General features: G+C 46.0%; 16 protein-coding genes. 2 read left to right on the plus strand and 14 right to left on the minus strand.

Annotation, left to right across the window (positions count from 1 at the left end):
- Nucleotides 1–64: 64 nt before the first annotated feature.
- The 4 genes from EUAN_RS01405 to EUAN_RS01420 all read right to left on the minus strand — a co-directional run bounded on the left by EUAN_RS01405 (nt 65) and on the right by EUAN_RS01420 (nt 4,403).
- Entirely contained in the window at nt 65–1,255 is a 1,191-nt protein-coding gene (locus EUAN_RS01405; RefSeq protein ID WP_071060893.1) for an ABC transporter permease, read from the minus strand.
- A complete protein-coding gene (locus EUAN_RS01410; protein ID WP_071060895.1) occupies nt 1,239–2,198 on the minus strand; it encodes an ABC transporter ATP-binding protein in 960 nt (319 codons plus the stop codon). The genes EUAN_RS01405 and EUAN_RS01410 overlap by 17 nt, the downstream gene beginning before the upstream one ends.
- A gap of 106 nt (nt 2,199–2,304) precedes the next feature.
- On the minus strand, nt 2,305–4,167 hold the full coding sequence (feoB, locus tag EUAN_RS01415; protein WP_071060897.1) for a ferrous iron transport protein B: 1,863 nt from the start codon (nt 4,165–4,167) through the stop codon (nt 2,305–2,307).
- On the minus strand, nt 4,164–4,403 hold the full coding sequence (locus EUAN_RS01420; RefSeq protein ID WP_245674411.1) for a FeoA family protein: 240 nt from the start codon (nt 4,401–4,403) through the stop codon (nt 4,164–4,166). Before EUAN_RS01420 ends, feoB begins: the two co-directional genes overlap by 4 nt.
- 376 nt (nt 4,404–4,779) lie before the next feature.
- Here EUAN_RS01420 and metH point away from each other — a divergent pair, with 376 nt between their 5' ends.
- The gene (gene metH, locus EUAN_RS01425) at nt 4,780–8,388 is read left to right on the plus strand and encodes a methionine synthase (protein ID WP_211266241.1); all 3,609 of its coding nucleotides are present in this window, start codon (nt 4,780–4,782) and stop codon (nt 8,386–8,388) included.
- Between the two features lie 33 nt (nt 8,389–8,421).
- Here the strand turns inward: metH and EUAN_RS01430 are convergent, their stop codons facing one another.
- From EUAN_RS01430 to EUAN_RS01465, 8 genes are all read right to left on the minus strand, one after another.
- Nucleotides 8,422–10,338, minus strand: a complete 1,917-nt coding sequence (locus EUAN_RS01430) for a glycoside hydrolase family 13 protein (protein ID WP_211266242.1) — start codon at nt 10,336–10,338, stop codon at nt 8,422–8,424.
- On the minus strand, nt 10,338–12,767 hold the full coding sequence (locus tag EUAN_RS01435; RefSeq protein WP_071060903.1) for a glycogen/starch/alpha-glucan phosphorylase: 2,430 nt from the start codon (nt 12,765–12,767) through the stop codon (nt 10,338–10,340). Before EUAN_RS01435 ends, EUAN_RS01430 begins: the two co-directional genes overlap by 1 nt.
- A 10-nt stretch (nt 12,768–12,777) precedes the next feature.
- Nucleotides 12,778–14,211 carry a glycogen synthase GlgA gene (glgA, locus tag EUAN_RS01440; protein ID WP_071060905.1) on the minus strand — a complete coding sequence of 478 codons (1,434 nt, stop codon included), beginning with the start codon at nt 14,209–14,211 and terminating at the stop codon, nt 12,778–12,780.
- 13 nt (nt 14,212–14,224) lie between these two features.
- The gene (gene glgD / locus EUAN_RS01445; RefSeq protein ID WP_071060908.1) at nt 14,225–15,346 is read right to left on the minus strand and encodes a glucose-1-phosphate adenylyltransferase subunit GlgD; all 1,122 of its coding nucleotides are present in this window, start codon (nt 15,344–15,346) and stop codon (nt 14,225–14,227) included.
- Nucleotides 15,347–15,377: 31 nt separating this feature from the next.
- Entirely contained in the window at nt 15,378–16,547 is a 1,170-nt protein-coding gene (locus tag EUAN_RS01450; protein ID WP_071060909.1) for a glucose-1-phosphate adenylyltransferase, read from the minus strand.
- 19 nt (nt 16,548–16,566) lie between these two features.
- Complete coding sequence (glgB, locus tag EUAN_RS01455) at nt 16,567–18,450, minus strand: 1,4-alpha-glucan branching protein GlgB (protein WP_245674412.1); 1,884 nt, start codon at nt 18,448–18,450, stop codon at nt 16,567–16,569.
- A 23-nt stretch (nt 18,451–18,473) separates the two neighbouring features.
- Nucleotides 18,474–19,802 (minus strand): glucose-6-phosphate isomerase, encoded by a 1,329-nt coding sequence (locus tag EUAN_RS01460; protein WP_245674413.1) that lies wholly within the window; start codon nt 19,800–19,802, stop codon nt 18,474–18,476.
- A gap of 89 nt (nt 19,803–19,891) precedes the next feature.
- Nucleotides 19,892–20,164 (minus strand): hypothetical protein, encoded by a 273-nt coding sequence (locus tag EUAN_RS01465; RefSeq protein ID WP_071060913.1) that lies wholly within the window; start codon nt 20,162–20,164, stop codon nt 19,892–19,894.
- A 144-nt stretch (nt 20,165–20,308) separates the two neighbouring features.
- Between EUAN_RS01465 and EUAN_RS01470 the strand changes: the two genes are divergently transcribed.
- Nucleotides 20,309–20,860: a nitroreductase family protein gene (locus EUAN_RS01470; RefSeq protein WP_211266243.1), complete on the plus strand. Its 552-nt coding sequence runs from the start codon at nt 20,309–20,311 to the stop codon at nt 20,858–20,860.
- A gap of 26 nt (nt 20,861–20,886) precedes the next feature.
- On the opposite strand, the gene hemL is transcribed toward EUAN_RS01470, so the two are convergent.
- Nucleotides 20,887–22,155 carry a glutamate-1-semialdehyde 2,1-aminomutase gene (gene hemL, locus EUAN_RS01475; RefSeq protein ID WP_097678039.1) on the minus strand — a complete coding sequence of 423 codons (1,269 nt, stop codon included), beginning with the start codon at nt 22,153–22,155 and terminating at the stop codon, nt 20,887–20,889.
- Nucleotides 22,152–23,126 carry a porphobilinogen synthase gene (gene hemB, locus EUAN_RS01480; protein ID WP_071060919.1) on the minus strand — a complete coding sequence of 325 codons (975 nt, stop codon included), beginning with the start codon at nt 23,124–23,126 and terminating at the stop codon, nt 22,152–22,154. The genes hemL and hemB overlap by 4 nt, the downstream gene beginning before the upstream one ends.
- Between the last annotated feature and the right edge of the window lie 9 nt (nt 23,127–23,135).

Raw genomic sequence — 23,135 nt, forward strand, 5'->3', positions numbered from 1 at the left:
AAAGTCATCTGATGATATGTTTATTGTATAATCATCAGATGACTTTGTAAACTCTTTTATATTTCTACTGTCTTATCCACTTTATTATCTCTGCAGGCGTTGCGTTTTTTCCGTACATAAGCAGCGCAGTCTTGAACACCTTCCCGGCAACTTTCATAGCTATAACTATCGACACTAGAAGTATCACAAGCGTTATAACTATCTCAGCTGCTGGAACTTTTGAGGCTGTTACGAATCTGATGAGCATCACCCCGGAAGTTGAAAACGGGAAGTATGATCCCACCTTTGCCACTATTCCATGGGGATTGCTCGTAACTGGTCCTACAAAGAAAATAGGCAGCATAGGCAGCAGCATTATAACGCTCTGAAAGTTTCCAGCTGAGTATATGTCGTTTATAGTCGCGCCCAAACTTACAAACAGCGACGAGAAAAGCAAGTAGCCTAAAAGTGCGTATAGAAGCATAAGCGGGAATTCCTTCACCAGCAGGTAGTCCAGAACCGGTATTTCAAATCTGTAAGTTGCCACAATCCCTGCAACTGCTCCCCATACCGACACCTGTATAAGTCCCAGCAGAAAATAACCTATTATCTTGCCCTGCATTATATCTCTAGGCTCTACTGAGGAAAGCAGAACTTCTGTCATCTTGTCCCGTTTTTCCTGGGTGGCACTTTGAAAAGTCATCATCCCGGACATAAATACAGAGAAAAGTATAAGTCCCGCAAACACGGCCGGCACAACTTTGCTCATCGTATCGGTCTCTTCTTCCAAGAGATATCTCTGACCGACTGAAAAACTCTCTGTCACATAGTCAGTCTTGTCCCTGTCTATTCCAAGCTCCTCCAGCCTAGAGCCCTGTATCGCTCTGTTTATAGCAGCTTGAATCTGGGAAGTATCTATAGACACATCGTCTCCATGATTGACCGTAAAGCTTCCACTGCTTAGACTATCTTGGTCTAATACTATATAGCTGGAGTCCCCTTCCTCTACAACCTTGTACTTAAGAGCTTCTATATCTCCGCTATATTCAGAAACTTTGTAGCCAGATCCATCTAGCTCGTCCTCTATTCCCCCTAGTCCGATTTGGTCTACCAGGTATATGTTCTGAACGCTTCCGCTGTCCATGTCCTGAAGCAGCGTCGGGAGCCCTCCAAATATAAGCATTATAAGAGGCGTGAGAAGTATAGATATCAGGAATGTCTTGTTCTTCAGATTCTTCTTTATCTCCCACTTAGCCACCTTAATTGTCTTTCTCATGTTCAGCCCCTCCTTTCGCTATGTTGACAAATATGTCATGGAGAGAGATCCTGTCCATATGAAGCTCCTTTATATTTAGACTTTCTGGAACAGCTCTTAAAAAGCTATTTGAATCCATATCCTTTGATATGTAGAGAGTGTTCCTATCCCCGCTTTCAACAATTCTCTCCACTCCTGGTATCTTCTCTAGGTCATGCACGCTGTTTTTTCCCACTATAGTGCATTTGAAATTAGAGAACTGTTCTTTTATCTCCTCCAGCCCACCGTATACGACTTTCTTTCCTTTGTTTATGAGGAATATCCTGTTGCAGAGAGCTTCAACCAGGTTCATCTGATGCGACGAAAGCAGTATGGTGGCCCCTTCCCTGGAAAGCGTCTTTATCTCTTCCATCAAAATATCCTGTCCCAGAGGGTCAAGCCCTGAAAAAGGCTCATCCAATATAAGGAACTTGGGTTCGTTGATTATGGCCCCTATGAACTGGACCTTCTGTGCCATGCCTTTAGAGAGTTCCTCTACCTTCTTTCTCTCCAATCCTCCTAGATCCAGTTTTTCCAAGTATTCAGAGAGTCGCTTTTTCGCCTTGTCCTTGGGATAATCCTTTAGCTCAGCTATGTAGAGTATTATGTCCTGTATAGTGACATCCTTGTAAAGTCCCCTTTCCTCTGGAAGATAGCCTATTTTGGAACGAAAGAGACGTCCTCGCTCTCCGTCCATATTGAAAGATATCTCTCCCGAATCTGGATATATCATACCCATTATGCTTCTTATAAGCGTCGACTTTCCTGCCCCGTTCGGGCCGAGCGTTCCCATTATATCGCCTTCCATCACGCTGAATGAGACGTCGTCAACCACTTTCGCTTCGCCAAAAGTCTTGCTCACATTCTCCACTCTTAAAACTTCATTCACGACTACATCGCCCCTTGAATTTGTATTTGTTCCCATATAGGCTCTTACCCCAAGTACTGAATGCTACACTATATATGGCGAAAATTTAATAAAAGACCTGCAAAATCCGTATCGAACTTGTAGGTCTTTATTATAATATCTCTTAAACTATTATCTGAGCCAACACTCCTGCCACCAAGAAGGCCAACACAAAGCTGCTTAGCCATATCATTATCGACTCTTTTATGCTTCTCTCCTTGAATATGACCATTATGGAAGCTATGCATGGCACGAAAAGCGTTATGGCCACAAGCGCCACTATTATCTGACTACTACTCATAAGCCCACGGCTTACAAGGTCGTTTAGTCCAGCCGCGCCGAAATCCCTTCTGACTATTCCCATTATAAAGGCCTGGGAAGTCTCCGCAGGGAGTTTGAGGAATCCTGTTGTAAATGGAGCTATTCCGTCTGAAATTGATTCCAGCGCTCCAGTGTACTGCATAACCGTTATCAGAAGCGCTCCTATTATAAAGAGCGGTGTCGCCTCTTTCAAAAACATCACAGACTTATTGTATGTCTTTTTAAGCACATTCCCCACTCTTGGAATCCTAAGTGGCGGAAGGTCTATCAATAGATCTGTAGACTTTCCGGGAAGTATCTTGTTCAGCACAGTCCCCGTAACCGCGAACACAAGGAATATGACTCCTGTGTAGAGCATCAGATATCCAAGCCCCAGAGGCGCTATTATTCCCATTATGACTCCAAGCTGGGCAGAGCATGGTATTGCAAGCCCCAAGAGCATAGTGGCTATAAATCGCTCACGTTTCGAGCCAAGCAGCCTTGTAGTTATGACTGCGACCGTCACGCATCCGAATCCAAGTATAATCGGTATTATGGCCCTTCCGTTCAGTCCAAAGAACATCAGAACTCTGTCCACCAATGCGGCTATCCTGGGAAGGTATCCTGAATCCTCCAGCACAGATAGTATAAAGTAGAAGCCTACCACAAGCGGAAGCAGAAGCCCGAGTATATATATTGGAACCATAGTGAAGAGTCCGAACTCTCCGACCATCACCTTGCCTATAAAGCTCTCCTGGCTGAGGAGTGTTCCGAGTGTGTTCATTATAAAGTCGTTGTAGTATCCTCCCATTATGACTTCTTCGGTAATTCCTACAACTGTCTGAGCTACAAATACCCCTATTACGAGGTACATAATATAAAGTGCTCCTATGAGTATCGGTATTCCCGTAAGGGGATTTAGAGTCAATTTTCCTATCTTGCTTCTCAGCGTAGCCCCGCTATTCTTCTGAGATACGCATCTTTCCACTATGCCATCGACCCTTGTCCGCCTGAGCTTGTATATATGCTCCCTTTTCTGCTTTGATTCCAAGATATTGTGACGCTCTATTATGTTCTCGTCTTCTTCTAGCAGAAGCAGCGCCTCGGACTCCGTGTCTACCTGTCCGATTACCGAATCTATAAGCTCCTTCACCTCTGCTATCCTGTTTCCAGGCTTCGCCCTTGAAATGGCCTCCTTTACTTCCAAAAGCCCTTCGCCTCTTGTGGCTGTAGTAGGTATTATTTCAACGCCTAGCTCCTCTGAAAGCTTTTTCACATCTATCTCAAGTCCATTTCGCACTACGTCGTCCATCATATTCAGTGCTACGACTACCGGTTTTCCCATGTCTATTATCTGCTGCGTGAGGAAGAGATCCCTCTCCATATGCACAGCGTCCACTACGTTCACTATCACGTCCGCATACAGGATTATATCTCTAGCTACGCTCTCCTCGTCGTTGAAAGATGACACCCCGTAGACTCCAGGAGTGTCCATGACTACGTCTTCTCCTAGCTTTCCCGTGCTTATGTCGACTGTGGTGCCTGGAAAGTTGGATACATCCACGTACATGCCCGTGAGGTAGTTGAAGAACACGGACTTACCCACATTTGGATTTCCGGCAAGCACTATCTTCTTGGCGCCCTCCGGTATATGCATCCCCTCTACTGGATTGTGGTTCATGCTCATATCTTCTCGCCCCTCTCTGCTGGCTTCACTTCTATCGATCTGGCCAAATTTCTGCCTATCGCTATCTCCTGCATTCTGTTTTGAAGTATTACGGGCCCTCCAGGCAATTTTTCCGAGCAAAGCAACTTGGATCCCTCGAATATTCCAAGCCTTATGGCCTGCACTCTTATCTTTTCATCGGGTATTTTAACTATCTCTATCCTCTGACCCTTTTCGGCCTGGTCTAATGTCATCATTAGCTCTTCCTGCCTTTCTCGTCTTCTTTTTCTTCTCCGCCACAGCCACTGTCGCCTCCGCAACCGCCTCAGCCACCGCTTTTCAAGCTGTTTATCACTCTCTTGAAGCTAAAGTAAAGCACGACTGCCAGTATCAGAAACGCAACTATATTGCTCACTATCTCCTTCATTTATATCATCTCCCGGTTTTTAGGCTCTTTGATACCTATTATCAATATTAATATCTTAATCCTCCACTATTGTATTGTCAAGCTGGAAGCAAGCTTGGTTCTTCTAATTTATATGAGTTTCCTCTTATATTTATAATTGAATTATGACGATAATGTAGTATTATTGAATTAACAGGTTTTTACTACATTTTGAAGGTGGGATTCATTTGAATTTAAAGAGCTTATTTGGGAAAAAGATACTGGTGCTGGACGGCGCCATGGGGACAGCTATACAGAATTACAAACTGGTCGAAGAGGACTACAGGGGCGAGCGATTCGCAGACTTCTCTTTTCAGCAAAAGGGCAACAACGACATATTGAGCCTTACAGCGCCTCATATAATAGAGGAGATACACGAAAACTACCTGAAATCAGGGGCGGATATAATAGAGACCAACACTTTCAACTCCACCGCTGTGTCTCAGGAGGACTACGGGCTTCAGGATTATGTATACGAGATGAACAAGACTTCGGCCGAGCTTGCAAGGCGCATTGCAGACAAATACACTGCGCTCACGCCTGACAAGCCTAGGTTTGTAGCGGGATCGATAGGACCTACAAACAAGACGCTTTCAATGTCTCCAGATGTTGAAAATCCAGGCTACAGGGCTATCGACTTTGACTCTCTTATGAAGGACTACTACGAGCAGATCAGCGGGCTTATGGACGGCGGAGTGGACTGCATACTCATAGAGACCATCTTCGATACTCTAAATGCAAGAGCCGCGATATACGCCGTGGACCTGCTAAACGAGGAGAGAAATACAGAGGTACCTATAATGATATCTGGAACGCTTACAGACAAGAGCGGAAGGACGCTTTCAGGCCAGACGCTTGAGGCTTTCCTAGCTTCCATGAAGAACCAGTACATCATATCTGTGGGGCTTAACTGCGCGTTCGGGGCCAAGGACCTTATACCTTTTATAAAGACCATCTCCAAAAAGACAAACTACTATGTCAGCGTATATCCAAACGCCGGGCTTCCAAACGAGCTTGGGGAGTACGACGAGTCTCCTGAGACTACGGTGGGCTATCTACGCGAACTTGTAGACGGTGGTTTCGTAAATATGGTGGGAGGATGCTGTGGAACAACGTTCGCGCATATAAAGGCAATTTCTGAGCTTGTAGACGGCGCCACTCCTAGACAAATACCTGAAATAGCGGAAGAGACTACGCTTGCGGGACTTGAAACTGTAGTTGTCTCTAAAGAAAACAACTTCCTGAACATAGGCGAGCGAACAAATGTGGCCGGCTCTAGAAAGTTCGCAAGGCTTATAGCTGAGAAGCAGTATGAAGAAGCCCTTTCCATAGCTCGCGACCAGGTTGAAAATGGCGGCCAGGCCATAGATATCAACTTCGACGACGGAATGCTCGACTCGGAGGAAGAGATGGACGTATTCCTGAAGCTGTTGGCTTCGGAGCCCGAAATCTCTAAAGTGCCTGTTGTAATAGACTCCTCCAAATTCTCTGTGATACTTGCAGGGCTTAAGGCCATACAGGGCAAGCCGCTTGTAAACTCCATAAGCCTTAAAAACGGTGAAGAGGAGTTCATAGAGCAGGCCAAAACTATAAACAGATTCGGAGCTGCAGTGGTTGTAATGGCTTTCGACGAAAAAGGACAGGCCGACAGCTACGACAGAAGAGTCGAGATATGCGGTAGAGCCTACAAGATACTTGTGGAAAAGGTGAACTTCCCTGCTGAGAACATAGTCTTCGACCCAAATATACTTGCCATAGCCACAGGCATGGAGGAGCACGACAACTACGCGGTGGACTTTATAGAGACAGCTAGATGGATAAAGGCTAACTTGCCTGGAGCCAAGATATCAGGAGGACTTTCAAACCTGTCTTTCTCTTTCAGGGGAAACAACGTAATACGTGAAGCTATGCACTCTGTATTCCTCTACCATGCAATAGAGGCTGGAATGGACATGGCCATACTGAACCCAGGTATGGTGCAGATATACGATGAGATAGACCCTGAGCTTCTACCTAAGGTTGAGGCCGTAGTCATGAACACTCACCCTGAAGCCGCGGAGGAGCTTATAGAGTTCGCCGAGCAGTTCAAGGGTACTAGCGAAAAATCCGAGGGCACTGCTCTCAAGTGGAGAGAAGGCTCTGTAGAGGAAAGGCTTAAGCATGCCATGGTGAAAGGCCTTACAGACTTTATAGAGGAAGATATTATGGAGGCCAGAATCAGCTACAGCAGGGCTCTAGATATAATAGAGAATCCTCTTATGGACGGCATGAACGTGGTCGGAGAGCTGTTTGGTGAGGGCAAGATGTTCCTGCCTCAAGTTGTGAAGAGCGCAAGGGTTATGAAGAAGGCAGTGTCGGTACTGCTTCCATTTATCGAGGAAGAGAAAACTTCCGGCTCTAGCAGCGCAGGCAAAGTGCTTATGGCCACTGTAAAGGGCGATGTGCACGACATAGGAAAGAACATAGTGGGAGTTGTGCTTTCGTGCAACAACTTTGAAGTGATAGATCTGGGTATAATGGTTCCACCTGAAACCATCGTTCAGAAGGCGCTAGAGGAGAAGCCGGACATAATAGGGCTTAGCGGACTTATAACGCCTTCGCTTGACGAGATGGTGACTGTGGCCCAGATGATGAACGACGAAGGGCTGGACATACCTATAATGATAGGCGGGGCCACTACTTCCAAGGTCCATACAGCTGTGAAGATAGCACCTGAGTACAACGGAGCCGTAGTCTACACTACAGACGCCTCTAAGGCGGTGGAGATGGCCAAGAACCTGTGCAGCGCAGAGAAACGCGAAAAGGTAATATCAGATATAAATTCAGAGTATTCGAAGCTCAGGGATGTTTACTTCGGTCACTCCGAGGAGTACCTGCCTTACGAAGAGGTGCTGGAGTACGGCCTGGACATAGACTGGGATGATGTAGACAGCACAATGCCTAAGTCTTTCGGCCCTAAGAAAGTCGACTACAATGTAGATTCGCTTAGAGACTCCATAGACTGGACTTACTTTTTCGTGCAGTGGGGCTTCAAGGAAAGGTATCCAGCCATACTTGAGCATCCTGAGTACGGGGAAGAGGCAGCGAAGCTTCTTGAGGACGCCAACGACATGCTAGACGCACTTTCAGCTGACGAAAAGCTTGTGCCACATGCAGTTTACGGTCTTTTCAAGGCCAATTCCGTACATGATGATATAGAGATATACGGTGAAGGCGGAGAGACTATAGGGGTGCTCCATATGCTGAGACAGCAAGCTGTAAAGTCCGAGAGCTACTACCTCTCTCTTGCAGACTTCATCAGGCCTAAGTCCTCTGGAACCCATGACTTTATAGGCGGATTTATAGCTACTTCGGGTAAAAGAATAGACGAACTCTACTACGAGTATAAGGAAAACGGAGACGACTACAGCGCCATGCTTGTAAAGATACTGGGTGACAGGCTTGCTGAAGCGGCTTCTTCAGCCTTGAACCACTCGCTTTCCGAGTCAGAGTGGAGCTTTAGAAATACGCTCGGCATAAGGCCGGCTTACGGATATCCTTCTCTTCCCGACCATTCAGAGAAAGAGACGCTGTTCAGTATTCTCGATGCGGAGTCGAATACTGAAGTAAGCCTCACAGATAACTATATGATGATGCCAGTCGGAAGCGTATGCGGTCTCTATATACCTAGTGACTTTGCAAAATATGTGGATGTAGGGAATATAGATTCAGACCAGCTTGAATCATACAGCCTGAGAAAAGGCTGGAGCGTAGAGTCAACTGCCAAAATGATAGCCAACAATATAAGGCAGTCCTAGTTTTAAGATGTAAAATTAAAAGCAAGCCCAGCTTTAAGCATGGGCTTGCTTTTCGTTTAAGAGCACCAGTCGGCCTCTGGGGCATATCTCTATCTTTAGAACCCCGTCTTCAAGGCTGTACTCTTTTTCTTCTATTAAGTCTTTAAGTCTCTCTATTCCATACTCCGAAAGATCCAACTCCACCTGCTGGCTTCTCTCACATCTGTTCAAAAGCACAAGCCCCAAGCTGGAGTTTTTTCTCATATACCCATATACATGTCTGTTGACCGGGATGGATTTGAAGTCGCCCCATCTGAAAACAGAGTGGCTTTTTCTTATCGCTATCACTTTCTTGTACCATGACAGCAGTTCCTCGTCTTCTCTGCCCCAAGGATATGTCCTCCTGTTGTGTGGATCTGCATATCCCTCAACTCCTACTTCATCTCCGTAGTATATAGACGGGACACCTGGAAAAGTCATCTGCACAAGCGAAGCCATCTTGAGATGATCTATTGCGTCCTTTCTGCTCTCTGGAGTCATCCTGAACTCCTTGCGCTCGGCTTCAGTCATATGGTTAGGATCTGGGACCCTTCCAAATGCGTATATAGCCCTCTCTGAGTCATGGGTTCCTATCAGGTTCATAGCAGAGTAGAAATACTCTTTGGGGTAGTTTTCGTAGAGGCTCATTATGTTTCTGTGTACCTCGTATGAATTTATCTCCCCCATTATATATCGCTCGAAATTGTCCCTAAACGGATAATTCATGGTCGAGTCGAGCTCTTCCCCTAGGAGGTATTCCCTCCGCTCGCCATAGCTTATCTTGTTTGAAGAGTCCTCCCAGACCTCCCCTATGAGCACGGAGTCTTCGTCCACTTCTTTCAGCTTTTTTCTCAAGCTCTTTATAAAGCTGTCTGGAAGCTCGTCGGCCACATCAAGGCGCCAGCCCTTCGCTCCTAGCTTGGTCCATTTTTCTATCACGCCACCATCTCCGAGTATGAACTCCTTGTACGAGCTGTTTTCTTCCTCTACATTCGGTAACACATCTATTCCCCACCAAGACTCGTATTCGTCAGGGTGTGTCTTAAACCTATACCAGCTGTAGTACTTCGAGTCTTTCGACTGGTATGCCCCTGTTGAATTGTAGTTCCCGTATTTGTTGAAGTAGATGCTGTCGCTTCCTGTATGGCTGAATACCCCGTCCAGCACTATATAGATTCCCCTCTCTCTGGCCTTTTCGCAGAGAGTCTTGAATTTCTCCTCGTCACCGAACATCTTGTCTATCTTCATATAGTCCCCTGTGTCGTACTTGTGGTTGCTTGAAGCCTCAAATATAGGGTTCAAGTATATTATACTCACTCCTAAATCCTCTAGATAGTCAAGCTTTTCTATAACCCCCAAGAGATTTCCGCCAAAGTAGTCGTAATATACTACTCGTCCACTTTCGTCTTTAATGTATGACGGGTCTTCACTCCAGTCGGCTCTCAGCAGCATATCCCTGTTCGGCCTGTTCACCTTCCCGCCTGGATTCCCGTTGTAGAATCTGTCGGGAAATATCTGATATATCACTCCCTCCCGATACCAGCATGGGACAGTTCCATCTGGACTGTATACAGTTATCTGGTATGACTTAGGGGAGTGTATATACATGGAACCCACCCCTCCAAGCCCATCGTTGCTGTTCCCGTAGTAGTAGACGCCCTCGTCGGTATGCACTTCAAAGTAGTACCACACAAGCCCTCTAAAGTTGGAGGTATACAGCTCATAGCCGTATACCTCCTCTATTCCTTCAGCTGAAATCTTGCTCATCTTCTCTAGCTTCTCAGCTTCTCTGTCTCTATTTATGACAATATACGCAGCTTTCATCTGCCTGTCTGTCGTAAGTCTGAGCTTTAGCTCGACTGAATCTCCAGACTTCACCGCCCCAAAGGGACTTCTGTAGTCCAAGCTGTGAGAGTCATGTGCTATCTCCATCATTTCAGCACACTCGCCTTTATGCCCCATATCTCGTCAGCATATTCCCTGACTGTCCTGTCGCTTGAGAATATACCCGATTTAGCCGTATTCACTATGCTCATCTCCGTCCATCTGTCTTGGTCTCTGTATGCCTTTTCAGCCCTATCTTGAGCCTTTATATAGCTGTCGAAATCTTTGAGCACAAAGTACTGGTCATTGTTGTAGAGTATAGTCTCGTATATGCGCTTGTAGCTCTCACCTTGTCCCGGTATGCTGTTGTCCACAAGGCTGTTCATAACCCTCTTGATTCTGAAATCCTTGTTGTACACGTCGAATGCAGCATATCCTCCGCTTTCATAGTACTTCATGACCTCATCCACCGTGAGACCGAACTTGAAGAAGTTTTCGTCTCCCACCGCTTCCCTTATCTCTATATTCGCGCCGTCCAGCGTTCCAACAGTGAGCGCTCCGTTCAGCATGAACTTCATGTTCCCAGTTCCTGAAGCCTCCTTGCTGGCCGTGGATATCTGCTCACTTATGTCTGTGGCAGGGAAAATCCTCTCGGCGAGTGAAACCCTGTAGTTCTCAAGTCCCACTACTTTTATCTTTCCACCTATCGACTTGTCGTTGTTTATCATCTCTGCAACAGACATCATAAGGTTTATTATGCGCTTAGCCATGTAGTAACCTGGAGCCGCCTTGCCTCCGAATATAAAAGTCCTAGGCACCATGTCCATATTCGGATTGTCTTTAAGCCTGTAGTAAAGGTCTAGTATATGGAATATATTCAGAGTCTGTCTCTTGTACTCGTGGATACGCTTGACTTGAACGTCGAATATAGAGTCTATGTCCACGCTTATGCCGTTGTTCTCAAGAATTATCTTGGCCAGTCGCTCTTTATTCTCTCGCTTTGCAGCTCTCACTTTCTCCTTGAATGAGCTGTCACCTTTGAACTTCACAAGCTCCTCAAGCTGCATAGGGTCTTTTATCCAGGAATCCCCTATCGTCTCTGTAACTGCCTTCGAAAGAGGGCTGTTTGACTTTAAAAGCCACGATCTATGGGTTATCCCATTTGTCTTGTTGTTGAACTTGTCAGGATAGTACTCGTAGAAGTTCTTCATAACTGAGTTTTTCAGTATCTCTGTGTGGACCTTTGCGACTCCGTTTACGCTGTGGCTTCCCACTATGGCCATATGTGCCATGTTTATGCTGTTGTCTCTTATTATGGCCATCTCCCAAACTTTCCAGGAATCCTGTCCGTACTTGCACCTTAGCTCTTCCTTGTGCCTTCTGTCTATCTCCTCCACTATCATGTAGATTCTAGGGAGCAGCCATCTGAAGGACTCTATATCCCATTTTTCAAACGCCTCCGGCAGGATAGTGTGGTTTGTATAGGACATAACTTCTCTTGTGATGCTCCAAGCTTCGTCCCATCCAAAGTTATCTTCGTCCATAAGGACTCTCATCATCTCCGGTATAGACAGAGCTGGGTGAGTGTCATTTATGTGTATCGCTACTTTCTTTCCAAGCTCACTTAGGTCTCCGCCTTTTCGCTTGTACCTGTTCACTATGGTCTGTATACCAGCAGACACAAGGAAGTACTGCTGCTTCAGCCTGAGCTCCTTCCCTTCCTTTTGTGAGTCGTCTGGGTAGAGTATCTCTGTTATGCTCTCCACAGACCTTTCATAGTTTATTGCCTTCTGCATCTCTTCTCCGCTTAAAAGAGTGTAGTCTATCTCTCTTTTAGGCTCTGCGCTGAAGAGCCTTAGCGTGTTGACCGTGTCATTCCCATATCCTACAACCGGCATGTCATGTGGCACCGCCATCACAGGCTGGTAGTTCCTGTGCTTGAAAATAGTGGTGCTGCCAATGTCGTCTATGTCTACATATCCGTAGAATTTGACTTCAACCGCTCTGTTCGGCCTTCTGACCTCCCATGTGTTCCCATATTCCAGCCAATCGTCTAGTATCTCCACCTGCTGGTTGTCTATTATCTTCTGCTTGAACAGCCCATACTTGTATCTTATTGTACATCCATGCGCGGGAAACTGCTGGGATGCCAGCGACTCCAGGAAGCAAGAGCCTAGCCTTCCAAGCCCTCCGTTTCCTAGCCCCAAGTCATGCTCCACCCTTTCAACCTCTGCAAGGTCTACTCCAAGCTCCTCGAGCCCTTCCTTGAAAGTATCTCTAAGCCCCAAGTTTAGAAGATTTGTACAGAGCTGCTTTCCTGAAAGAAACTCTATTGAAAAGTAGTAGGCCTGTTTCTGACTAGTCTCGTCGTAGGACCTGTTTGTCTTCGCCCAGTTCCTGTATATATAATCCCTGACAACTCCTGCAAGCGCAGTGTATGACTCAACAGGACTCGCATTTTCAAAAGTTATCCCGTACATGGTCTCTATTCTATCTTTGAAAAGCTTTTTTACATCTTCTTTATTCTGTATTAACATCTCTTCACTCCTATCTTTTTAGTCCCCTGTAAAGAGCTATATAATCTTTTGCAGACTTGTCCCAGCTGTAGTCGCTCTTCATTGCATTTTTCACTATATGCTTCCAGACTTTTTCATTGCCGTAATACTCTAGAGCTTCTTTTATAACATGCATCATATCGTGAGCGTTGAAGTGTCTGAAGGTGAATCCGTTTCCACCTTTTGTCTTGTCGCTGTAAGGACTGACTGTGTCGTTGAGCCCTCCAGTCTCTCTGACTATTGGTATCGTTCCGTACCTCAAAGCTATAAGCTGGCTAAGTCCACAAGGCTCGAACCTCGAAGGCATCATCAGCATATCTGCGCCTGCATATATTCTGTGCGAAAGGTCCACTCTAAAACCTATATAGGAGACAACTCTCCCTCTATACTTGCTCTCCATGTACCTGAAGCTGTCTTCATACCTCTTGTCTCCTGTTCCCAAGAGCACCATCTGCACGTCTGAAGTGTGCAGAAGCTCCTCCATTATGTGGAGTATCAGGTCTATCCCCTTGGCGTCTACAAGCCTGGAGACAAGGCCCAACACAGGAACTTTCGGGTTTTCCTCAAGCCCCAGCTCTTTTTGAAGCTTGAGCTTATTCTCAGACTTCTTAGACAGCGTTTTTGCGCTGTAGTGCACAGGTATGTTCTTGTCTTTTTCTGGGTTGTATAGCTCATAGTCTAGTCCGTTGACTATCCCCGTGAGATCCTCTTCCCTAGCTCTCAGTATTCCGTCTAACCCTTCCCCGAAATAGGGCTGCTTTATCTCTTCGCTGTATGTTTTGCTCACGGTCGTAAGCTTGTCTGAATAGACTATCCCGGCTTTCATGCAGTTTATATCTCCGTGGTACTCTAGGGAGTCGGAGTTGAAGTAGCTTTCGTCAAGTCCCAGTACATCCCCAAGTTTTTCTCTGCCGAAAACGCCCTGGTAGTGAAGGTTGTGTATAGTGAAAACAGTCTTTATTCCGCTGTAGAAGCTGTCGCTGCTGTAAAACGCCTTTAAAAACAGTGGCAAAAGTCCTGTATGCCAGTCATGGGCATGGATTACATCGGGCTTGAATCCGATTTTCGGAAGTATGGCAAGCGCCGCCTTGCTAAAAAACGCAAAGCGCTCTAGGTCGTCATCGTAGCCGTAAGTGCCGTCTCTATCGAAATACTGACGATTGTCTATGAAGTAGAACTCCACACCCTCATGCTCCATCTCGAATATGCCACAGTAGAGCTTTCTCCATGAGAGCTCCACTGTAATATCTGAGATATAGTTCATCTCCTCTGCATACTTCTCCAGCACCGACCTGTAAAGTGGCAGTACCACCTTTACATTTATTTTTTTATGCTTGAGGGCCTTTGGAAGAGACCCTATTACGTCTCCAAGCCCGCCTGTTTTTATAAACGGAACCGACTCTGAAGCTACAAATAGTACATTCAAAATATCTCCCCCTCTAGACCTTTGACTTCTTTTCAACTATTACAGGGTAGTTAGGACTGCCTATCAGCCTGTTTTGCTTGCCTATTATGCAGTCTTTATCCACTATCACGTTCTCTAGCGTGACACCCTCTTCGAGGACAGTGCCCTGCATTATTATGGAGTTTTTAACGCTCACATTCTTGCCTATCCTGACTCCCCTGAATATTATGCTTCCCTCTACTTCGCCGTCTACCACAGACCCATTGGCGACAAGGGAGTTCCTCAAGTTGGCGTTCTGCCCGTATTTCACAGGCGCCAAGTCTTTTACGCTCGTGTATATCTCCCCCCTGCTCAGGAAGAGATCATCCCTTATGTCTTTTTCCAAAAGCCTCATGCTGTTCTTGTAGTATGATTCCACAGAGTCTATATTCATAAACTCACCCTCGAATCTGTATCCACCCATTTTGTACTTGTAGAACTTGTTTATGATCCCGTCTCTCAGAAGGTCGTACTCTCCCTTGCCTATGCAGGAGTAGATCATGTCCTCTAGCAGTGACTTCTCCATGATGTACATCTCCATGGATATCTTGTCGCTCTTCATCTTGTTGCTGCTTGTCTCTATGTTCATGACCTTTCCATCTTCATCCAACTTTAGCTGAGTGAATGAACCTATGTCCCGTATGTCTTCTTCGCTGACGCTCTTGTATACCACGGTTATGTCGTTTCCAGACTCTTTGTGGTGCTTAAGTGCACTTCTGTAGTCTATATTGCAGATTATATTCGGATGGGTTATCAGTGCGTATTTTTGAGTACTTCTTCTGAAGTAGTCTATATTTCCCTTCAGTATCTCCAGGTCTCCCCTCAGATTTCCCCACTCGCTGTCGGAGCTGTCTGGTGGAAGCACGAATATGCCGTCTTTTTTCAGGTCCAGACCCCATTCCTTCGGGGACCTTATATGCCCCATAAGCGACCTGTAGTTCTGCTTTACAGCTATGCCTATGTTGTATATCCCTGAGTTGACCATATTGGACAAGTGGAAGTCTACCAGCCTGTATCTTCCTCCGAAAGGAAGCGTCGCCAGCGACCTTTTCTTTATAAGTGCATTTAAATTCTTAGCTTCTCTCGTATTGTTTATAATCCCTAGTACATCGTTCACTTTATTTCCTCCCCCTTGTTGTATATTCCAGCTAAAGCACGCTGTTTTCTCCTATGACTATTATCCCGCTTTCAGAGACACCGTAGTTGTCCCCAAGATCGCTATCAGTCCCTTTCTTTATTACAGTACCGCTCTTTATATAGCTGTTCTCTCCAATTATAGCCTTCTCTATGACTACTCCTTCTTCTATTGTCACGTTCGGAAATATCAAGCTGTCCTTTATCACAGCGCCTTCTTTTACCGTCACTCCCTGAAATAATATGGAGTGCTCTATTTCACCGCAGATTTCGCACCCTTCGTTTATAAGTGTCCTGGATATCTTGGCGTTTTCGCATACATAGTGTGGAGGATGGTTCGTGTTCTCGGAGTATATCTTCCATCCGCTGTCGTATAGATCCAGCTCAGGCTGCTCTGAAAGCAGATCCATATTTGCCTGCCAAAGGCTCTCTATAGTCCCCACGTCTTTCCAGTAGCCGTCGAATCTATAGGCGTACATCTGCTTGTTGTCCTTGAGCATGGCCGGTATTATGTCTTTTCCAAAGTCGTTTGACGACTCTTCTTTGTTCTCATCTTCTATCAGGTATTTTCTGAGCTCCGCCCATTTGAATATATATATCCCCATGGAAGCCAAATTGCTCTTTGGATTCTCTGGCTTCTCTTCAAACTCATATATTCTGTCGCCTTCGCTTGTGTTCATTATCCCGAATCTGCTCGCCTCTTCCGCTGGAACCTCTATTACGCTTATGGTCACGTCTGCATCCTGCTCTTTATGGTACTCCAGCATTTCCGAGTAGTTCATCTTGTATATATGGTCACCAGATAGTATCATCACGTACTCCGGGTTGGCTTGGTCTATATAGAACATGTTCTGGTATATGGCGTTGGCCGTACCCTTGTACCAAACTCCTCCCTTTACGTCTACATATGGAGACAGAAGCGTAACTCCCTCGCCTCCTCTGTCCAAGTCCCAAGGCCTTCCTATGCCTATATGTGTGTTGAGTATAAGCGGCTGATACTGGGTAAGTACTCCTACTGTATGCATATTGGAGTTTGCGCAGTTGCTCAGCGTAAAGTCTATTATCCTGTATTTCCCCCCGAAAGGAACTGCTGGCTTTGCCAGGTTCTTGGTCAATATGCCCAGTCTGCTTCCCTGACCTCCTGCCAGTATCATGGCCACGCACTCTGTATTTTTCTTCTTCATCTTTTCAATCCCCCTATTTTTAGTCTAATATCTTCCGAGCCTTCAGGTAAACTGCTCCAAGCGGAGGTATCTTCAGCGCTATAGAGTACTTCTGCTGATTCCATACCTCTTCCTCGGCCAATATATTTGTCCCGTTTATAAACCCAGAGCCTCCGAAAGCTTCATCGTCGCTGTTCAGTATCTCCTCGTACTCTGCTTTAAGCGGTACACCTACTCTGTAGTCGCAGTAGACCTGCGGCGTGAAGTTACAGACTACTATCATAACTTCGCCTTCCTTTTTACCCCTTCTCACAAAGCTCACTATGCTCTGCTCGTTGTTGTTGGGCTCTATCCACTTGAACCCCGTTATGTCGTGGTCTAGCTCCCAGAGGGCTCTCTCTTCTCTGTATATATGATTTAAAGCCTTGGTGTACTTATGTAGCTTCTCGTGCATATCGTACCTTAGCAGAAACCACTCCAGACTCTCGTCGCATCTCCACTCTATAAACTGTCCAAACTCCCCTCCCATAAAGAGCAATTTCTTGCCCGGGTGAGTCATCTTGTAGCCGTAGAGAAGCCTTAAGTTCGCAAATTTCTGCCAGTAGTCTCCCGGCATCTTGTCTAAAAGCGATTTCTTTCCGTGCACAACTTCGTCATGCGAAAGCGGCAGTATGAAGTTCTCGGAGTAGGTGTACATAAAGGAAAAAGTTATGAGGTTGTGGTGGTGCTTTCTGTGAATCGGCTCTTTTTCCATATACTCGAGCATGTCGTTCATCCAGCCCATATTCCATTTATAGTTGTATCCAAGCCCTCCAAGGTAGGTCGGACTGCTCACAAGCGGCCAGGATGTAGACTCCTCTGCAATCATAAGGGCGCTTTTGTATTTGCTGAACACCTCTTCGTTCAGAATCCTCATAAAGTTTATGGCCTCTATATTCTCTCTGCCACCGTACTCATTAGGCCTCCACTCGTCTTTCCCGAAGTCCAGATAGAGCATGCTTGTGACTGCATCTACTCTAAGACCGTCTATATGGAAGACGTCTAAAAAGAATATCGCCGAGGATATGAGGTATTCCATGACTTCATACCTTCCAAGGTCGAAGTTGAGCGTTCCCCACTGGTAGTTTTCGGCTCTGAGCGGATCGCTGTACTCGTATAGACAGCTTCCGTCAAATTTGGCTAACCCATGTGCATCCTTGCAAAAGTGAGCCGGTATCCAGTCCAGTATGACCCCTATCCCATTCTGATGGCATCTGTCTACGAAGTACATGAAGTCTTTAGGCTCGCCATATCTGCTTGTCACAGAGAAGTATCCCACTCCTTGGTATCCCCAAGATGCATCCAAGGGATGTTCTATAAGCGGCATTATCTCCACATGTGTATACCCCATCTCCAGCACATACTCTATGAGATGGTCTGCCAGCTCTCTGTAGCTTAAAAAAGTTCCGTCCTCTTTCTGCTTCCAAGAGCCTAGGTGCACTTCATATATGTTCACCGGGCCGTTGTAGAGCTTGTGCTGCCTCTTGCCTCTTCTGTAGCCTAAGTCGTTCCATTCATATCCCGACAGCTCGTAAACTACAGAAGCAGTGTTCGGTCTGACTTCGTGGTAGAACCCATAAGGGTCGGACTTCAGTGCGACCTCTCCGTTAACTCCGACTATGCTGTACTTGTATAAGTCCCCCTCTTTCAAGTTCGGCACAAAGAGAGACCATACCCCAGTGTCGTAGTCTCTTTCCATAGCATGACCAACACCATCCCAGCTGTTGAAATCTCCCACAACTGAAACTGAACTTGCATTTGGAGCCCATACAGAAAAATTGACTCCTCTAGTCCCGTTCACTTCCTTTATATGCGCCCCCATGCTCCTGTATTTCTTGAAGTTCAGCTTTTTCCTTATATCTTCCAAGTCTATTTTGCTTTGCAATTTTCCCAATCCCCTTTTTATTCCTATATTATGTTCAGGTTCATCTTCTTTTCATCTGCCTTTAGAAGCTCTATAGTGTTTCGCTTGTAGTCTTCGACTCCAGGCTGGTCGAAAGGATTTACCCCAAGCATGTAACCGCTGATTGCGCAGGCTTTCTGGAAGAAATAGAGAAGCTTCCCAATGTAGTACTCGTTGAGCTCAGGTATTGTAATCATAAGGTTTGAAACTCCCCCGTCAACATGAGCTTTCATAGTCCCCTCCATGGCCTTCTTGTTTATAAAGTCAACTGTCTTTCCGCTCAAATAGTTGAGTCCATCTAAGTTCTCGTTGTCTGCAAACATGTAGAAGTCCTTCTTGGGCTTTTCCACATTTATCACTGTTTCAAACAAGTTCTTCTTCCCGTCCTGTATATACTGTCCCATAGAATGCAGATCTGTCGTAAAGCAGAGGGACATCGGGAGTATCCCCTTTCCGTCCTTGCCTTCGCTCTCTCCAAAGAGCTGCTTCCACCATTCAGCCAAGTACTGTAGTGATGGATCGTATATAGTGAGTATCTCCACGTCTTTTCCGCGTCTGTTGAGCGCATTTCTCTCTACAGCGTATCTATAGCATGGGTTTTTCTCGATGTCCGGCTCAGAGTATTCAATCTGGGCGTCGCTTGCCCCTCTCATTATCTCGTCCACATCAAAACCTGCCACAGCTACTGGAAGCATCCCAACCGAAGTGAATACAGAGTACCTTCCCCCTATATCTCCCGGTATGGTGAAAGTCTGGTAGCCTTCTAGCTTAGCCAAATCCCCTATGGCGCTGTTGTGCCTGTCTGTAGTTACGTATATCCTGTCTCTCGCTCTTTCCCCGTAGGTTTTTTCCATATACTCCCTGAGTATTCGGAAGGATATAGACGTCTCTATGGTCTTTCCCGACTTGGATATCACATTAAGGCTTATCTCTCTTCCCCTTATTACCTCTAGTAGCTCCATTATATAGTTGCTGCTCAAGTTGTTCCCCACATATAGAATGTGAGGGGAGTTTCTCTTTTCTCTAGGGAGCAGCTCCGAAAAAGAGTGCTTAAGCGACTCGATTACAGCTCTTGCTCCCAGGTATGAGCCTCCTATCCCAGCCACTACAAGTATCTCCGAGTCTTTTCTTATCTTTTTTGCGGCTGATTTAACTCTCTCAAACTCCTGTCTGTCAAAGCTAGAGGGATAGTCAAGCCAGCCAAGAAAATCGTTTCCCTTTCCTGTCTTGCTGTGAAGCTCGTTGTGCACAAGCTCCAGCTGACTCTTCATCCCCTCTATCTCATGGTCTCTCAGTAAACTGTTTTTATCGTTAAAGACTATGTTGTTCCCCAAGTCTAGCACCCCTTTTGTTTTTATTGACTTTCAAATCTTGATCTATATATACCCAAAGAGCGACTTTCTTCAACATCGCAATTTCCTTACTATGAGTTTTTTCTTCCAAGTGTCCCAGCTAGAGAAGCCATCCACCCCATGAAAAGCCCCTCAACCCCAGACTGTATAGAGTCTGAAATGTCTGAAGAACTCTCCATAAAAAAGCTCACTGTTATAAAAGCCACTATGCTTATGGCCTCGGACAGAAGTATCTTCTTGTTTTTATTGAAATACCTGCTTTTAGCTGTACTTCTGAAAACCGTGTTCTTGAATACAGTGAACGAAGTCAGCATCGAAATCGACATTATGAACTTCTCAACCAATCTAATCCCCTTCTTTATAATTTATGTATTTAGGTTATATATACCCAAAGAGTATCTATTATGTCATTCTTTTATTGAATAGATCTTTGATATGGGGTATAGTTTTGATATAGAGAAGCTTGATTTTAAAATTCATGAATGATTATGGGGGATATCAAAATGGATGCTATAACCGCTATTTCAGAGAGAAAAGGAATTAAGAAGTTTCATGACCAGTCGCTGCCTAAGGTCATAATAGAGAATATACTGGACTTGGCCACAAAGGCGCCTTCGTGCAAGAACAGGCAGCCTTGGAAGTTCGCAATAGTTCAAGGCGATATGATTTTAGAGCTTAAAGATCTTGTGGAGTCCAGTCCGAAAGATTTGGACATAGATTTAACCTGCGTTGAAAACGCTTCTGCCGTTATATTTGTGTTCAACAGACTGTCTAGGACAGAAGACGATTACAGCGAGAACAAGTTGATTATGGATTCGCTTTCCATAGGTTCGGCAATCCAGAACATACTGCTTGTATCCGAGACTTTCAAGCTTGGCTCACTGCTTGTATCTGACTTTATAGAGCTTGGAGATGAAGTAGCCGAGTGGCTAGGTGAGTCGGACCAGCTGGTGTCCGGGATATTAATAGGGTTTCCAGACGAAAACCCGAAAGGCAGACCTAAGGTTCACTACAGCGAAGTCAGCAAATGGTATGAATAGTAAAGCGAGCAGGGATATCCTGCTCGCTAAAATTGTCTTAAGGCCTCTAAGAACCTATCTATATCGCTCTCTGTATGGGCTGCAGAGAAAAACATGGCTTCAAACTGCGAAGGCGACATATACACTCCGCTTGCGGTCATATGCTTGAAGACTTTCGAGTAGAGCTCTGTGTCTGAAGCTTTTGCATCTTCGTAGCTCTCCACCTTTCCACCTTGGTTGTAGAATATAGTCATCATGGACTTGAAACGGTTTACGACTACAGGAAGTCCCTTTTCTTTTGCGATTTCCAGCACTCCGCTCTCCATCTTTTCCGCAAGACGCTCTATGTGATCGTATATATTGGGGTTTTCATGGAGCTTTTTAAGCGTGGCATATCCGGCCGCCATCACTATTGGATTTCCCGACATAGTTCCAGCCTGATAAACTCCTCCAAGCGGAGACAGCTTCTCCATTATATCTCTTCTGCCTCCGTAGGCTCCTGAAGGAAGTCCTCCTCCCATCACCTTTGCAAACGTGGTTATGTCTGGCGCTATCCCGTACAGACTCTGTGCACCTTTGTACGCAACCCTGAACCCTGTCATAACCTCGTCGAATATATGCAGCGCTCCGTGTCTCTTGCAGAGTTTGTCCAGCTCCTCTAGGAACTCCGGTTTAGCTGGGACCACTCCCATATTGCCTGCCACAGGCTCTATTATAACTCCCGCTATATCCTCTCCGTGCTTTTCAAACAGCGACTTTACGCTCTCTATGTCGTTGTAGTCGGCAAGCAGAGTGTTTCTTATTATCTCCTCTGGAACACCTTCCGATCCCGGTATGCCTTCGGTCATAACCCCAGAGCCTGCACTTATCAGAAATCCGTCAAAATGTCCGTGGTAGCACCCTCCGAACTTGACTATCTTGCTTCTTCCAGTATAACCTCTTGCAAGCCTTGAAGCGCTCATGGTGGCCTCTGTTCCCGAGTTGACCATTCTTATCATGTCTACGTTGTCCACTGTCTGGCATATATGCCTTGAAAGTCTGAGTTCAAGCTCTGTAGGGCTTCCGAAAGCTATGCCCTTTTTGGTGGTCTCTATCATGGCCTCGACTACATCTCTGTCTGCATGGCCAAGTATCATAGGGCCCCATGCTCCCACGTAGTCGGTGTAGACTTTTCCGTCTTCATCTGTGAGATATGCGCCTTCTCCTCTCGCTATGACAGGCGGATCTATGTCCAGTCCCTTGTACGCTCTTACAGGGCTGTTCACCCCTCCGGGCATGTATTTTTTTGACTCTTCGAATATATCTGCGTTTCTCAAATTATCCCCTCCTCTATCCATTTTGAAGCTTCAAGGGCAAAGTAAGTTATTATAAGGTCTGCCCCAGCTCTCTTTATAGAAGTCAGCACTTCCATCGCGAGCCGCTTCTCGTCTATCATGCCGCTTTTTCCGGCAGCCTTTATCATGGCGTATTCTCCACTTACGTTGTAGGCCACTATCGGAACGTCGAACCTATCCCTCGCCTTGCTTATTATATCCAGATATGAAAGCGCAGGCTTGACCATCACCATATCTGCACCCTGTGCCACATCCTCGGCTATTTCGTCCATGGCCTCCCTGACGCTCCCTATGTCCATCTGGTAAGTCTTTCTGTCCCCAAACTGGGGCTTAGAGCCTGCTGCCGACCTGAACGGGCCGTAGAAAGAAGATGCGTATTTCGCACTGTATGAGAGTATTCCCACTCCAGAGTACCCATATTTGTCAAGTGTCTCCCTTATAGCCAGCACTCTTCCGTCCATCATGTCGGAAGGCGCAACCATGTCTGCGCCGGCCTTAGCGTGGGAAAGAGCTATTCTGGAGAGATACTCCACAGTCTTGTCGTTGTCCACCACATCCCCATCCAGTATACCGCAGTGTCCGTGGTCTGTGTACTGGCACATGCACACATCTGTTATGACGTAGAGCTCCGGATCTAGCTCCTTTAGCTTGGAGACAGCCCTTTGGACCACTCCGCTGCCCTCCCATGCGCTCTTCCCAGTCTCGTCCTTTGTTTCAGGTATGCCGAACACCAGCACGCCCTTTATGCCCGCAAAGTGGACACTGTCCACAAACTCATTTAGTCTGTCCACAGAGTAGTGGTAGTTGCCTTCAAGCCCATCTATCTCAGACTTTATCCCTTCTCCTTCCACCACGAATACAGGGTATATAAAGTCCTCTCTTGAAATCCTGGTCTCCCTGACCATATCCCTTATGGCTCCGTTCGCCCTAAGCCTTCTGTGTCTTTTGTACATATATTTCGC

It is taken from the genome of Andreesenia angusta, assembly GCF_001855385.1.
GTDB lineage: Bacteria > Bacillota > Clostridia > Tissierellales > Gottschalkiaceae > Andreesenia > Andreesenia angusta.

Excerpts from the sequence above, each read along its gene's own strand:
- EUAN_RS01410 (WP_071060895.1), bottom strand. The coding sequence starts at position 2,198 with ATGGGAACAAATACAAATTCAAGGGGCGATGTAGTCGTGAATGAAGTT.
- EUAN_RS01470 (WP_211266243.1), top strand. The coding sequence starts at position 20,309 with ATGGGGGATATCAAAATGGATGCTATAACCGCTATTTCAGAGAGAAAA.
- EUAN_RS01430 (WP_211266242.1), bottom strand. The coding sequence starts at position 10,338 with ATGGAGATAGCACATGACTCTCACAGCTTGGACTACAGAAGTCCCTTT.
- EUAN_RS01435 (WP_071060903.1), bottom strand. The coding sequence starts at position 12,767 with ATGTTAATACAGAATAAAGAAGATGTAAAAAAGCTTTTCAAAGATAGA.
- hemB (WP_071060919.1), bottom strand. The coding sequence starts at position 23,126 with ATGTACAAAAGACACAGAAGGCTTAGGGCGAACGGAGCCATAAGGGAT.
- EUAN_RS01450 (WP_071060909.1), bottom strand. The coding sequence starts at position 16,547 with ATGAAGAAGAAAAATACAGAGTGCGTGGCCATGATACTGGCAGGAGGT.
- EUAN_RS01405 (WP_071060893.1), bottom strand. The coding sequence starts at position 1,255 with ATGAGAAAGACAATTAAGGTGGCTAAGTGGGAGATAAAGAAGAATCTG.
- EUAN_RS01420 (WP_245674411.1), bottom strand. The coding sequence starts at position 4,403 with ATGATGACATTAGACCAGGCCGAAAAGGGTCAGAGGATAGAGATAGTT.
- feoB (WP_071060897.1), bottom strand. The coding sequence starts at position 4,167 with ATGAGCATGAACCACAATCCAGTAGAGGGGATGCATATACCGGAGGGC.